This window comes from Rhodococcus sp. 06-462-5 (assembly GCF_002258315.1).
Classification (GTDB): domain Bacteria; phylum Actinomycetota; class Actinomycetes; order Mycobacteriales; family Mycobacteriaceae; genus Rhodococcoides.
On the sequence record NZ_NOYD01000028.1, the window covers coordinates 111,998 to 125,766 of the forward strand.

At 65.4% G+C, this 13,769-nt stretch carries 14 protein-coding genes; 7 read left to right on the plus strand and 7 right to left on the minus strand.

The genetic code is table 11. From position 1 onward, the window contains the following. Nucleotides 1-9: 9 nt before the first annotated feature. Entirely contained in the window at nucleotides 10-363 is a 354-nt protein-coding gene (locus CH251_RS27955; RefSeq protein WP_256979085.1) for a hypothetical protein, read from the minus strand. A 70-nt stretch (nucleotides 364-433) separates the two neighbouring features. On the opposite strand from CH251_RS27955, the gene CH251_RS27960 reads away from it, so the two are divergent. Next, nucleotides 434-658 carry a hypothetical protein gene (locus CH251_RS27960; protein WP_256979086.1) on the plus strand — a complete coding sequence of 75 codons (225 nt, stop codon included), beginning with the start codon at nucleotides 434-436 and terminating at the stop codon, nucleotides 656-658. Nucleotides 659-821: 163 nt separating this feature from the next. Here CH251_RS27960 and pnuC read toward each other — a convergent pair whose 3' ends face one another. After that, complete coding sequence (gene pnuC / locus CH251_RS15125; protein WP_094613896.1) at nucleotides 822-1,475, minus strand: nicotinamide riboside transporter PnuC; 654 nt, start codon at nucleotides 1,473-1,475, stop codon at nucleotides 822-824. 7 nt (nucleotides 1,476-1,482) lie between these two features. Beyond that, nucleotides 1,483-3,177: a peptide chain release factor 3 gene (locus tag CH251_RS15130; protein WP_094613845.1), complete on the minus strand. Its 1,695-nt coding sequence runs from the start codon at nucleotides 3,175-3,177 to the stop codon at nucleotides 1,483-1,485. Nucleotides 3,178-3,323: 146 nt separating this feature from the next. On the opposite strand from CH251_RS15130, the gene CH251_RS15135 reads away from it, so the two are divergent. Next, a complete protein-coding gene (locus tag CH251_RS15135) occupies nucleotides 3,324-4,958 on the plus strand; it encodes a fatty acyl-AMP ligase (protein ID WP_094613846.1) in 1,635 nt (544 codons plus the stop codon). Between the two features lie 90 nt (nucleotides 4,959-5,048). Here the strand turns inward: CH251_RS15135 and pth are convergent, their stop codons facing one another. The 3 genes from pth to CH251_RS15150 all read right to left on the minus strand — a co-directional run bounded on the left by pth (nucleotide 5,049) and on the right by CH251_RS15150 (nucleotide 7,183). Continuing rightward, nucleotides 5,049-5,636, minus strand: coding sequence for an aminoacyl-tRNA hydrolase (pth, locus tag CH251_RS15140; protein WP_256979087.1), 588 nt, complete (start codon nucleotides 5,634-5,636; stop codon nucleotides 5,049-5,051). 90 nt (nucleotides 5,637-5,726) lie between these two features. Continuing rightward, the gene (locus tag CH251_RS15145; protein ID WP_094613848.1) at nucleotides 5,727-6,395 is read right to left on the minus strand and encodes a 50S ribosomal protein L25/general stress protein Ctc; all 669 of its coding nucleotides are present in this window, start codon (nucleotides 6,393-6,395) and stop codon (nucleotides 5,727-5,729) included. Nucleotides 6,396-6,586: 191 nt separating this feature from the next. Continuing rightward, nucleotides 6,587-7,183, minus strand: a complete 597-nt coding sequence (locus CH251_RS15150; protein ID WP_094613849.1) for a TetR/AcrR family transcriptional regulator — start codon at nucleotides 7,181-7,183, stop codon at nucleotides 6,587-6,589. A gap of 73 nt (nucleotides 7,184-7,256) precedes the next feature. Here CH251_RS15150 and CH251_RS15155 point away from each other — a divergent pair, with 73 nt between their 5' ends. Continuing rightward, complete coding sequence (locus CH251_RS15155; protein ID WP_094613850.1) at nucleotides 7,257-8,240, plus strand: DMT family transporter; 984 nt, start codon at nucleotides 7,257-7,259, stop codon at nucleotides 8,238-8,240. Here CH251_RS15155 and CH251_RS15160 read toward each other — a convergent pair. Continuing rightward, nucleotides 8,183-9,352, minus strand: a complete 1,170-nt coding sequence (locus CH251_RS15160) for an aminotransferase class V-fold PLP-dependent enzyme (RefSeq protein ID WP_094613851.1) — start codon at nucleotides 9,350-9,352, stop codon at nucleotides 8,183-8,185. The genes CH251_RS15155 and CH251_RS15160 overlap by 58 nt on opposite strands. Nucleotides 9,353-9,498: 146 nt before the next feature. Between CH251_RS15160 and egtA the strand changes: the two genes are divergently transcribed. The 4 genes from egtA to egtD are packed head-to-tail and all read left to right on the plus strand — an operon-like array spanning nucleotide 9,499 to nucleotide 13,768. Continuing rightward, a complete protein-coding gene (egtA, locus tag CH251_RS15165; protein WP_094613852.1) occupies nucleotides 9,499-10,755 on the plus strand; it encodes an ergothioneine biosynthesis glutamate--cysteine ligase EgtA in 1,257 nt (418 codons plus the stop codon). Further along, entirely contained in the window at nucleotides 10,752-12,056 is a 1,305-nt protein-coding gene (gene egtB / locus CH251_RS15170) for an ergothioneine biosynthesis protein EgtB (protein WP_179273507.1), read from the plus strand. The genes egtA and egtB overlap by 4 nt, the downstream gene beginning before the upstream one ends. Then, on the plus strand, nucleotides 12,057-12,806 hold the full coding sequence (gene egtC, locus CH251_RS15175; protein WP_094613854.1) for an ergothioneine biosynthesis protein EgtC: 750 nt from the start codon (nucleotides 12,057-12,059) through the stop codon (nucleotides 12,804-12,806). Beyond that, complete coding sequence (gene egtD, locus CH251_RS15180) at nucleotides 12,803-13,768, plus strand: L-histidine N(alpha)-methyltransferase (RefSeq protein WP_094613855.1); 966 nt, start codon at nucleotides 12,803-12,805, stop codon at nucleotides 13,766-13,768. The genes egtC and egtD overlap by 4 nt, the downstream gene beginning before the upstream one ends. The last annotated feature ends 1 nt before the right edge of the window (nucleotide 13,769 follow it).

Here is a 13,769-nt window from a genome sequence, read left to right on the forward strand (position 1 = left end):
CGGTACGGGTCAGCGGTAGCCCTTGGCGGGGTTCTGCAGGTCCAGCACGATGGTCTGGCCGTTGGAGCGCACGTGGATCTCGGGGTTCTGCAGACCACCCGAGACGAGGTATTCGCCGAGGAGCTGGAGCAGCTCGTCGGGACCGACGGAGGTGTCGGGGGTGCGGATGTCGCCGGTGCGGCTGCCGAGCTCGTTCTGGGTCAAGCGGCCTGCGATGCGGACCGAGGCGACGCCCATGGCGGTGCGACGGTCGGGTCCCTGGCCGCGACCGAGCGACGGCGAGGAGCCGGCGCTGGAGCCGTGAGACGTGGAGCGGCCGTTGGTGGGCAGGCCGTGTTCTGAGATCTGATCGCTTGTAGTCACTTCAACCTCGTTCGATTCCGTGGCGGGCTTCTCTGGACGACGTCGATCCGCGCGGGGGGTCGTTGAATCCGTGACGGACGACGTTGCTGGTGCAGGCGTTGTTGCGGACGCCTTATCGGTGGACGTGGCCACTGCCTCCGACTTCTCGGTGGTAGAGGTCTCGGCCGCCTTCTCGGCGGGCGCTGCCGCCGAAGAATCGGTGCGGCCACCGGCGGGTGAAGTGGAGTCGGACTTCGGCGGCGTCGCCAAACGATGCGCAGGAACGCCACCGACCTTGATCCCGGCCAATGGGTAGTTCGATCCCTTAGTCATGTCGTTTTCCACTTCATCGTGATCCCAGGTGGTTCCGCGCCGAGATGTCACGATCGGGCATCGATCAGGACGGGCTACTCGGCGTCGAGCACGCAGAAACGTACTCGAAGTTTGTTCGGACACGCTGAGAGTATCATCACGATTGTTTACGACGCCATTTTTTGACCGAAGTTCTTGTTCTGAACTCTGAACCACACGGCAAAACCCCAGGCCACGAATGCGGCATACACGAGGTAGAGAACCGCGGACGGATAGAACCCGGCGACGATCAGCAGCGGAACGCCCACGATGTCCACCGCAATCCAGATCAGCCAGAACTCGGTCAGTCCACGCGCCATCCCGAAGGTGGCCAACATGGATCCGGTGAAGATCCACGCGTCGGCCCACTTGCCGAACGAGCCGAGGTAGCCGAACAGTTGCGCGAACACCACCGTGCCGAGAACCGCGACGACGATCATCGCCGTCCGCTCCCGCGCCGTGCCCCACCGCGGTAGAACCGCTGCCCCCGTCCGCTTCGAGTCCCGCATCCAGCGCACCAACCCGTAGACGCTCACGGCGATGAACATCAGTTGTCGCCCGGCCTGGCCGTACAGATCGAGCGCCTGCGGAGTATGGAACACGCCGCCCAGAAAGACGGTGAACAACAGCGCATTTCCGATGATGCCCACCGGCCACGCCCACACGACGCGTCGCATACCGCCGATCGCCGAAAGCAAGCCGAACCCGTTGCCGACCACCTCACGCCACAGAATCGGGTGCCCCAGTACGGAGAATTCTGCGTCGAGCAGATCGATCAGCACACCGGTGCTACTGGTCACCCGCGGCGACGAGCGGTTCGAGGGTCAGCTCGGGCATTTCCTTCTGGATGTACTGCAGACGCCACTTGTCGCTCACCAGTGCCAGCAGCGCGCCGTCGGTGCGGGTGAAGACCTCGACTCCTCTCTGGCGACCCAGCTCGACGGCCGAGGCCGCGTCGGTGCGTCGGGCAAGGGAGTATCCGAGTGGTTCCATTCGGGCGTCGACGCCGAACTCGGTCTTCATTCGTGCGGTGACCACCTCGAACTGCATGGGTCCGACGGCGGCGAGCACGGGGGAGGCGTCGCCGCGAATGTCGTTGCGCAGCACCTGAACCACACCCTCGGAATCGAGTTGCTCGACGGCCCGGCGGAACTTCTTGTACTTGTCGGCGCTGTCGACGCGCAGTGCCGAGAAGTGCTCGGGTGCGAACGACGGAATGGGCGGGAACTCGACCTTCTTGTCGGTGTAGAGCGTGTGACCCGGGGCCAGAGCGGTCGCGTTGACGAGGCCGACGATGTCGCCCGGGTATGCGTTCTCGACGGTCGTGCGATCGCGACCGAACACCGTCAACGCGTACTTGGTGGTGAACGGCTTCTTGGTCTGCGAGTGGGTGACGACCATGCCGCGCTCGAACACCCCGGAGACCACGCGCATGAATGCCAGTCGATCCCGGTGCGCGGTGTCCATGCCCGCCTGCACCTTGAACACGACGGCGCTGAACGGGTCGGTGACCTCGCGTACGCCGCCGGAGGCGTCGTCACGCGGGCCCGGTGCCGGAGCGAGGGCCACGAGGGTGTCGAGAATCTGCCGGACGCCGAAGTTGAGCATCGCGGAGCCGAAGATCACCGGCGACGTCTGACCGGCCAGGAACATCTCCTGATCGTGCTGCTGACCGCTCGAGATCAGCAGATCACTCTCCTCGACGGCGGTGTCCCAGTCGACCCCCTCACGTTCGGCCGCGGCCTCGGCCGTCATGAACTCCTCGGGCGCGATGGTCGCACCACCTGCAGTCCGGGTGAAGCGGATGTAGCTGCCGTCCTGGACATCGAGCAGGCCGCGGAAGTCGCCTGCGATCCCGACGGGCCAGTAGAGAGGCGTCGGAGTCAGGCCGATCCGCGACTCGATCTCGTCGAGCAGCTCGAGCGGCGACTGGCCTGGGCGGTCCCACTTGTTGATGACGGTGATGACCGGGATGCCGAACTGGCGGCACACCTGGAACAGCTTGAGGGTCTGCGGCTCCAGACCCTTGGCGGCGTCGATCAGCATCACGGCCGCGTCGACGGCGGTCAGCACGCGGTAGGTGTCCTCGGAGAAGTCGGCGTGGCCGGGAGTGTCGACGAGGTTGATGACGTTGGTGATCTCGGCGTCGGGAGAGGTCTGGTAATTGAACTGCAGCGCAGTCGAACTCACCGAGATACCGCGGGCCTTCTCCATCTCCATCCAGTCGGAGACGGTGGAGCGGCGGCCGGCTTTGCCGTGGATGGCACCGGCCTCGGAGATGACACGTGCATGCAGGGCGAGGGCTTCGGTGAGCGTCGACTTACCGGCGTCGGGGTGCGAGATCACCGCGAATGTTCGACGCCTCGCGACCTCGGTCTCGAGCTCTTTGGCCTGGCTTCGGGTGGTTCCGGACTCGTCGAGCGCTGCCGGTCCGGACCCTTCGAGCGTTGCGTCGACGTCGGGGGTGCTGGACGGGGTACTCACGAAGACCTCATTCTCGTAGCAAGGGCGGCACCGAAAGAGCGGCCGGGGCAAAATTCAAGGATACGCGGCCCGTTGTTCCCCTCGGTCGGGGCGGGAGTGCCTACTGTGAACGGTGGGCCGGGAGATCCCTCACGAGGAGACGTGCGTTGAGCAAGTTCACCGAAGAGATGTTCGAGACCGCGAGTACCAGCAAGCACGGTCTGATCACCGGCGAGCCCGACGAGGCGCTTCGGCAGTCCTGGGGTGAGATCCACGAGCAGGCGCGGCGGATGGCAGGAGCCCTGGCCGACGCAGGCGTCGAACACGGTGACGCGATCGGGATCCTGGCCGGTCAGCCGGTGGACATCGCGCCCGCGTGCCAGGCGACGTGGATGCGCGGGGGATCGGTGACGATGCTGCACCAGCCCACTCCGCGGACCGACCTCGCCGTCTGGGGTGAGGACACCGAGACCGTCGTGCGGATGATCGAGGCCAAGGCCGTGATTCTCGGGGCTCCGTTCGACATCGCCGCACCCGTGCTCGAGGAGCGCGGCATCACCGTGCTGAAGATCGAGGACATGAAGACCGGTCGCGACATCGATCCGGTGCCGACGGCCGAGTCCGATATCGCGCTGCAGCAACTCACGTCCGGCTCGACCGGTTCGCCCAAGGCCGTGCGGATCACGCACGAGAACTTCTACGTCAATGCCTACGCGATGATCGACCGCATCGAATTCGATGTCGATTCCGACGTGATGGTCAGTTGGCTGCCACTGTTCCACGACATGGGGATGGTGGGCTTCCTGTCGGTGCCGATGCAGGTCGGTGCCGAGGTCGTCAGTATCACTCCGCTGGACTTCCTGCGCTCGCCGCTGCTGTGGGCCAAGCTGATTCACAAGTACCGCGGAACCGTCACCGCAGCACCCAACTTCGCGTACTCGCTGCTGGCGCGGCGGCTCGGTCAGGCCGAGGACGATCTGGATCTCGACCTGTCGACTCTGCGCTACGCCTGGAACGGAGCCGAGCCGGTCGATCCGGACACCATGATCGCGCTCGCCGAGGCCGGAGCGCGGTACAAGCTGAACCCGCTGGCTCTGGCTCCGGTCTACGGAATGGCGGAAACGACTCTGGCAGTGTCGATTCCGGATCCCGATCAGGGTCAGGTGATCGACGTGGTCGACGCGGACCTGCTCGAGACCCTCGGTCGTGCCGTCCCGTCCACCCGGGGCAACACCCGATCTCTGGCGACGCTCGGCAAATTCGTTCCAGGGTTGGAGGGACGCGTCGTGGACAAGGAGGGGCAGGTGCTCACCGCACGAGGCGTCGGCATCATCGAGGTGCGAGGCAAGGCCGTCACGCCCGGGTACATCACCGTCGAGGGCCCGGTGTCGACGCTCGACGCGGACGGCTGGCTCGATACCGGCGACGTCGGCTACATCACCGAGGACGAACTGGTGGTCGTCTGCGGACGTATCAAGGACGTCATCATCATGGGTGGTCGCAACATCTATCCCACCGACATCGAACGGGCTGCGGGCACCGTTGCGGGTGTGCGGCCGGGCAATGCCGTGGCCATTCGGCTCGATGCCGGCGACAAACGCGAAAGTTTCGCGGTGGCAGTGGAAACCAACGACATCGACAAGCCGGACGAGGTCAAGCGCATCGAACGCGAAGTGATCCATGCAGTGCACTCGGAGGTGGGTGTGCGGCCGCGAACCGTCGCCGTGCTCGGGCCGGGCAGCATTCCGAAGACGTCGAGCGGCAAACTGCGACGGGCGAATTCGGCGTCGCTGCTGAACTGAAACCGGGGGGACCTCACACCCTTTGTGCGGGGTGCGCGTGTGCGCTCGGAGGCGAGCAGGGGCGCGCGCCTGGTACTGGGGACGCTCGGTTCAGCGCGGATGCACCCTGTTCTGTGCGGCTTCGAGGCCGTCCGACAGCAGGAGCTCCGCGGCGTCCGCTGCTTCTTCGACGACGACGCCGAGGTCCTTGCGCTCGGCTGCGGAGAACGGCTTGAGCACGAACGACGCCGGATCCATTCGTCCCGGTGGACGCCCGACGCCGACGCGCACCCGCAAGTAGTCCTTGGTGCTCAGGTGCTGCGAGATCGAGCGCAGCCCGTTGTGGCCGCCTTCGCCGCCGCCGAGCTTGAGTCGCAGAGCACCGAAGTCGATGTCCAACTCGTCGTGCACCACCACGATGTTCGCAGGCTCGATCGAGAAGAAACGCGCCAACGCAGCCACCGGTTGGCCCGAGAGATTCATGAAGGTGCGCGGCTTCGCGATGATCACCGCGCGAGAGCCGAGGCGGGCCTGCACGATGTCGGAGTTGGACTTCTTGTGCGAGGAGAACGCCGAGCCGATGCGTCCGGCAAGGGCATCGGCCACCATGAATCCCACGTTGTGACGGGTCTTTTCGTACTGCGGGCCAGGATTGCCGAGGCCGACGATCAGGGCCGGCGCTGCGGGGTCAACACTCACGGTCGTCATTGTCTCATCACACCTTCGAAACGAACGACGCGCTGCTCCCCGTCTGGGAGCAGCGCGTCGTTCGTGGTCGGTGGAGCCAGATCAGCTGTCGCTGTCCTTGCTCTCGTCGTCGTCCTCGGACGCTGCCTCTTCCTGAGTTTCGGCTTCGCCTTCCTCGGAGATCGGCTCGGTGCCTTCGCCGTCGGCCTCGAGGTCTTCCTCGGACGGTGCCTCGGTGACGTTGACGAGCAGCTGCTCGGGGTCGGACGTCAGGGTGACGCCGTCAGGCAGCTCGACGTCCTTTGCGTAGTACTGAGTGTCGATCTGGTCGTCCTCGACGGAGATGACGAAGTTCTCCGGGATCTCCAGCGCGTCGGCCTCGATCTCGATGTACGTGGAGTCGGTGACGACCAAGGTGCCCGGTGCGGCATCGCCTTCGACGATGACGTTGACCTCGACGGTGACGCGCTCGCCCTTCTTCAGGACGAGGAGGTCGGCGTGCTCGATGCTGCGACGGATCGGGTGCACGACGATCGACTTGGTCAGTGCCAGCTGCGACTTGCCGTCGATGTCGAGGGTCAGCACGGCGTTGGTGCCGTCGTTACGCAGCACGGCTGCGAACGCGCGAGCGTCCAGTGCGAGGTGCTGGGGATCGGTGGCGTGTCCGTACAGAACAGCGGGAACGAGGCCGTCGCGGCGGGTGCGGCGAGCGGCACCCTTGCCGAATTCGGTGCGGACCAGCGCGGTGAGATTGTTTACCTTCGATGCCATGGTGCTAGGTGCTCCTGATAAAAGTGGTTCGTGCGGCGTACTTCGTCGGGCGGTCAAGCTCGTCGGGGCGGACACGAACGAGCGCGGCCAACGGGGCCGAGCCGCGTCGATAACGGTGGATCCTGAGAATCTGGATCTACCCTCGCCGAGACAACCTGGGAAACAATACACGATGCTGCGCAGTGGCTTGGTTATGTGCCCCCTGGGGCACCTGTCCGCACCACTGCGAGCGCAGCGAGCAGATCGGACGCGATGCCCCGCGCGACCACTACGGCGTCATCGCGCGCTCCTGCCGTGCCCATCACCACCGCGCCCTCGTGCAGCACCGAGAGTCGGGTTCCGAGCTGTTCGGCATCGGGGTATCCGGCTTCGGTGGCCAGTCGCGCGAACAGTGATCTCGTCCATTCCTTCTCGGACTCGATGATGTCGAGCACCGGGCTGTCGGTGCCGCCGAACTCGGCGAACGCGTTGACGAATCCGCAGCCGCGATGGTTGTCGCGCATCCAGACGTCGAGGGCGTCGTACACCCCGAGGATGCGCGCGTCGCCGGGTTCGAGGGATTCGACGTACTGCGTCACGTGATCGCACCACAGACCGTATCGGCGGCTGAGGTACCGCTGCACCAGGCCGTCCTTGGAGCCGAAGCGGTCGTACAGCGTCTTCTTGGTGGTGCCGGCTTCCTCCGCGATGAGGTCGACGCCGACGGCTCGGATGCCGCGAGCGTAGAACAGTTCGCTGGCGACGGTCAGGATGCGTTCCCCGGCGGGGCTGAGCGGCTTGTCGAGCATGGTTGCCTTCCGAAAGCGCTGGTGGGAAGCAGGTGCACTGCGAGTATACAGACCTGTATGTTTACATCGCTGCATGAGAGCAAACGTCGACGCCATCGCAGGTACAGCGCTGGTGGTGCTGTGGAGTTCGGGCTTCATCGGAGCCGAACTCGGAACCGCCGAAGCGCCCGCCCACACACTTCTGGCCTGGCGCTATCTCGCCGCCGTGGCGCTGCTGATCGCGTGGTGTCGGTATCGGAAACTGACCCCCACCTGGCATGCCATCCGAATCCACGCAGTTCTCGGTCTGTTCTGTCAGTTCCTCTACCTCGGGGCCACCATCACCGGCATCGGGATGGGCGTGCCACCCGGTGTCGCCGCATTGATCGCCGCGCTGCAGCCGCTGGTGGTCGCGATGGCATCGAGCAGGATCTTCGGCGAACGTGTCGGGGGACGGCAAACCCTGGGACTCGTCGTCGGGATTGCTGGTGTCTCGCTGGTGGTGGTCGGAGACCTGTCCGGTGCCGACCTCTCCTGGCCGGTCTACCTGCTACCGGCCGCGGGAATGCTGGCACTGTCGGTGGGCACGATCGGTCAACGCCTGCTGGCACCGAAGGAGCCGATCGCCCTGGCGATGGCGATCCAGTGTTCCATCAGCGCAGTCGGATTCATGACCTGGAGTGCGCTGGCCGGAGATGCCGCACCACCGTTGACGACGGGCTTCCTCGCCGCTGTCGCCTGGACGGTCGTGCTCTCGACCTTCGGGGCATACGGCGCGTACCTGTTCGTGGTGCGTCGCAACGGGCCCACCCGCGCCAGTGTGCTGCTCTACCTGACACCGCCGACGACGATGCTGTGGGCCTGGCTCATGTTCGGCGACGAGATCACCTGGCTCGGACTCGGCGGGCTGCTGGTCTCGGGCGTCGGGGTGGCTCTCTACCTCCGCGGAACCCATGTGAGCGAAAGAGTCGAACGGGTCGTTCCGCGGGCTCCACTCCTGCCGACCCCTGCTACGAAGTGTCACTCACCTGTGAGCGCAGTGAGCATCGTGTCCAGTTCCGCGAAGGTGACGAAATAGTGCGGAGATGCACGGACGACGGCGTCGAGTCCCCGGTCCGTCATGTCCAACCGCGTCGAGCTGCGATGGCTGACGGTCACCGTCACCGAACTGTCGGCTAGTCGGTCACGCACGGCCACGGGATCTTCGCCGTCGACGGTGAAGGACACGATTCCGCTCCTGCGATCGCCGAGGTCCTGCACCGTCACCCCGGGGATTTCTCCGAGCCCGGCCCGCAGGTATTCGGCACGTTCGACGACGGCCTCTTCGACCCGGTCGATGCCGAGTTCGAGCAGATAGTCGACGGCCGCACCGAGCGCGAGTCTGGCCGCGACGTCGCATTCCCAGAACTCGAAACGCGTGGCGTCTTCTGCCATTCGGTACGTCTGTCGGTCGACCCATTGGGCGCTGTGCAGGTCGAGAGCAGGCGGATGCAGCGTCGACGCCAATCCCGGTCGCAGGTAGAGGAAGCCGGTTCCGCGGGGGCCGCGCAGCCATTTGCGGCCGGTGGCCGAGAGGGCATCGACTCCCAGTTCCTCGACGTCGACGCGCAGCTGCCCGATGGATTGGCATGCGTCGAGCAGGACCAGTGCGCCGTGGCGGTGGGCGAGATCGGCGACGGCGCGGGCGGGATTGATCAGTCCGCCGTTGGTGGGGGCGTGCACCACCGAGATCAGTTTGACTCGGTCGTCGAGCATCGATTCCAGTGCGTCCAGGTCGATGCGTCCCGATTCGTCGCTGGGCACGATCTCGACGGTCGCTCCGGTGACTTCGGCGCGGTGGAGGGCGGAGATGGCATTGCTGGCGTACTCGGCTTCGCACAGCAGGATTCGGTCGCCGAGGGAGAGCGGTACCGAGTAGAAGAAGTCGGTCCAGGCTCGTGTCGCGGAATCGCTCAGTGCGATGGTCGACGCCTGCGCGCCGATCAAGGTTCCGATCGAGGTCTTGACCGCGGCGAGGTCATCGAGTCGTTCGTTCGCGGCCCGGTAGCCACCGATTTCTGCTTCCCGGCGCAGGTGCGCGATCGCGGTGTCGAGGACGATGGTCGGAGGTAACGAGGATCCGGCGCTGTCGAGAAACACGCGGCCCGAGGCACCTGGGGTGTCGCGTCGGATGCGGTCGTGATCGAGCATCGGTCGTCCTTTCGGTAGCGAACTCTCGGGCACCAGAGTTCCACAATCGGTAGCCTCGACGAGACGAGGGATCGTGGCGTTTTCGATCCTCGCAGCTGGGTACGTTCGGTAGCGAAGAACGTGTTGAGTGCGGAAAGAAGGAATGAGTGTCGTCCAACGAGAAGTCTCTCGGGCTGAGCTCGCGCCCGGCGGCAGAGGCATACGTGTCGAAGGTGTGTTTCAAACTGGGGCCACCGGCTCTCATCGGTGCCGAACTCGAGTGGCTCACCGCCCTCGACGACGGGACCCGTCCGACCCTCTCGGCTCTGGCCGCTGCGCTCGGTGTTCACTCCCCGCGCAGCATCGATCCCGAATCACCCGCCCTGTCGTTGCCGGGCGGCAGCATCGTCACCGTCGAACCCGGCGGTCAGGTCGAATTGTCCAGTTCGCCTTATGTATCCGTTTCCGATCTCGCACCGATGCTCGACGCCGATGCGCGGCTGCTGCGGGACATTCTCGGTGATGCAGGAATCGACATCGCGTCCGTTCCGGCCGATACAGCTCGGGCACCCGAACGCCTCCTCGTCCTACCGCGGTACTGCGCGATGGAGAATCGGTTCACCACCATCGGTCCCTTCGGAAAGTTGATGATGTGCAACACCGCTGCGGCTCAGGTGAGCGTCGACGCGGGACGTGATCGCGCCGAGGTCGCCGCGCGCTGGCACATGCTCCACGTCATCGGTCCTGCCTTCGTGGCGGCATTCGCGCGCTCACCCGAACTCGCCGGCGCACCTGCGGGAGACTGGGCATCGCAGCGGATGCGAACCTGGCTCGAACTCGATTCCAGCAGAACCGATTCCAGTAGAACTGCGGTTCCGAACACCGGTGACCCGATTGCCGACTACGCGCGCTGGGCACTCGACGTTCCACTGCTATGCATCCAGGGCGTCACCCAGAACTGGGAAGCGCCTGCGGGCACCACGTTCGCTCAGTGGTTGGACGATCCCGACATCGTCGGACGCGCGCCGACCTACAGTGACCTCGACTATCACCTGACCACCCTGTTCCCTCGGGTGCGCGCCTGCGGGCACTTCGAGATTCGCTATCTCGACGCGCAGCCGGACGGTCAATGGGTGGTGCCGGCGGCGGCGTTCGAGGCGCTGCTGTCCACCCCCGAACTGGTGGCCCGCGCCACCGAGATCGGCGGCGGGACCGCAGGACGGTGGCTCGACGCGGCCCGAGTCGGTCTGTCGGACGGTGACCTACGTACGGCTGCAACCGAATTGCTCGACCTCGCAGCGGAGGTCGGCGGCGAATACTCCGAGTTCCTGTCCGCGGCATCTCGCCGGTGCAGTGCCGGCGAGCCCCCCAGTGAATTCGACACGGCCACAGGGGAATTTCAGACTCGAAAGGAATCGGTGTGAGCGCCGAACAACTCAGGAGCAGGATCGAAACGGTCCTCACTCGCAGTCGTGCCCGCAGCGGCGCACTCACCGACTGCGTGGACGAGACCGAACTGACGGCGCAGCATTCGCCGTTGATGAGTCCGCTGGTGTGGGATCTCGCGCACATCGGTAGCCAGGAAGAGCTCTGGCTCGTGCGCGACGTCGGGGGCCGTGATCCCGTGCGTCCGGACATCGACGAGCTGTACGACGCGTTCAAGCACTCGCGTTCTTCACGTACGTCACTTCCCTTGCTCACCCCGGACGAGGCGCGCGTCTACGTCCAGACTGTCCGCGACAAGGCTTGGGATGTGCTCGACCGCAGCACTTTCGAGGGTCGGCCGGTCGAGAAGCACGGTTTCGCCTTCGGCATGATCGCCCAGCACGAGCAGCAGCACGACGAGACCATGCTCGCGACCCATCAATTGCGTTCGGGGCCTGCGGTTCTGACGGCTCCTGCTCCACCGGTCTCGGTGGTGCCGGTATCGGGTGAAGCCGTCATCGCGGGTGGCCCGTTCTCGATGGGCACCTCACTCGATCCGTGGGCACTGGACAACGAGCGACCGGCTCACGCCGTGCACGTGCCCACCTTCGCCATCGACCGGGCCCCGATCACCAACGCGCAGTTCATGGACTTCATGGCCGACGGCGGTTACGAACGCCGTGAACTGTGGACCGAGAAGGGGTGGCAGCATCGCGTCGACGCGAACCTGACCGCACCGCAGTTCTGGGAGTCCGACTCCGATGGCACCTGGTGGCGTCGCAGCTTCGGCGTGCGGAAGCCGGTGCGCCCGCATCAGCCCGTGGTGCACGTGTGCTGGTTCGAGGCCGACGCCTACGCCCGCTGGGCAGGCAAGCGTCTGCCGACGGAGGCCGAGTGGGAGAAGGTCGCGCGTTTCGACGCCGACACTCGCACCAGCAACGCGTACCCGTGGGGCGATGCCGAACCCACTGCAGCACATGCCAATCTGAATCAGCGGCATCTGGAACCGGCGGACGTCGGAGCGTATCCCGACGGTGCCTCCTCGGCAGGTGTGCATCACCTGATCGGTGACGTGTGGGAGTGGACCTCCTCGGATTTCGAGCCGTACCCCGGGTTCGAGGCGTTCCCGTACGCCGAGTACTCAGAGGTGTTTCTGCGAGGGGATTACAAGGTGCTGCGCGGTGGCTCGTTCGGCACCGACGAGGTGGCGTGCCGAGGCACGTTCCGCAACTGGGACCACCCGATCCGTCGGCAGATCTTCAGCGGGTTCCGGTTGGCCCGCGACGTCGAGCCCAGCTGAATGTGCCGACACCTCGGGTATCTCGGCCCTCGCACGTCCGTCGGGGAAGTACTCACCGGCGGTGAACACAGCTTGCGTGTGCAGTCGTATGCCCCCAACGACATGCGCGGTGGGGGGACGATCAACGCCGACGGCTTCGGCGTCGCATGGTGGCAGGCCGGTTCGGTTCGCAGCTACCGCAACGCCATGCCGATCTGGACCGACCCCGCGGTCGACGATGTTCTGCCGCAGCTCGATTCGACGGCGGTGATCGCGGCGGTGCGATCGGCCACGGTGGGAATGCCGGTGGAGCGATCGGCCTGCGCACCGTTCACCGACGGCCGGTGGGCATTCAGTCACAACGGTGTGGTCCGCGGCTGGCCCCACTCGCTGACCGACCTGTGGTCCGAGGTACCACCCGTGGATGCACTCACGTTGCCGGCTCCGACCGACGCGGCCGCAGTGTGGATGGTGTTGCGGCAGTTGCTCACAACCATGGAGCCGGCGGTGGCTCTGGCGACGCTGGTACGGCGTATCGAGGCGCGTGCACCGGGGTCCAGGCTCAACTTCCTCCTCGGTGACGGGGAGAACCTGTACGCCACCGCAGTGCATCACGCACTGTCCGTCCGCAGTTCCGGTGACGCCGTCACCATCGCGTCCGAACCCACCGACGACGATTCCGCCTGGACCCCCATCGACGACCGCAGTCTCGTCGTTGCCACGGCGTCCGAGTTCACCGTTTCCCGTCTCGACGAAGAGGAGCACACATGAGCACTGTCGAGGTACACCTCGCAGACACCGCACTGGTGGACGAGCTACGCAAGGACGTGCGAGACGGGTTGACGTCCTCCCCGAAGTGGCTCTCGCCCAAGTACTTCTACGACGCCGTGGGCAGCGAGCTGTTCGAGCAGATCACCGTGCTGCCGGAGTACTACCCGACCCGCACCGAACGAGCGCTGCTCGAAGAACATGCTCTGGATATCGCCGAGGCAACCGGATCTTCGATGTTGATCGAGCTGGGCTCCGGCTCGTCGGAGAAGACGAAGTTGCTGCTCGCCGCCGGGGTGAAGCACGGTTCGTTGAAGACCTATGTGCCGCAGGACGTATCCGTCACGGCGCTCGAGGGAGCCATCGAGCAGATCGCGCAGGAGTTCCCCGCCCTCGAGGTTCACGGCATCGTCAGCGATTTCACCGACACTCTCAGCAACCTTCCGGGCGGTGGCACGCGCACCATCGCGTTTCTCGGTGGCACTCTGGGCAATCTCATCCCCGAAGAGCGCAAGGAATTCCTGGGGGCTATCGCCGACGCCCTGAATGCGGGCGAGTATCTGCTGCTCGGTGTCGGACTTGTCATCGACCCGGACGTCCTGGTTCCGGCATACGACGACGCGGCAGGGGTGACGGCGCAGTTCAATCGAAACGTGCTGTCGGTGATCAACTCTCGCCTCGGTGGCAACTTCGATCCCGATGCGTTCGAGCACGTCGCGCTGTGGAACGCCGAGCAGGAGTGGATCGAGATGCGGCTGCGGTCCACATCGGCACAGGAGGTGTATCTCGCAGACCTCGACCTGCACGTGCACTTCGACGCAGGCGAGGAACTGCGCACAGAGATCTCGGCGAAATTCCGACCGGAGGGCATTGCCGACGAACTGGCTGCAGCGGGATTCGACGTCGAGCATCTGTGGTCCGACGCGGAATCCCGCTTCGCGCTCATCCTGGCGGGTCGAGTGTGAA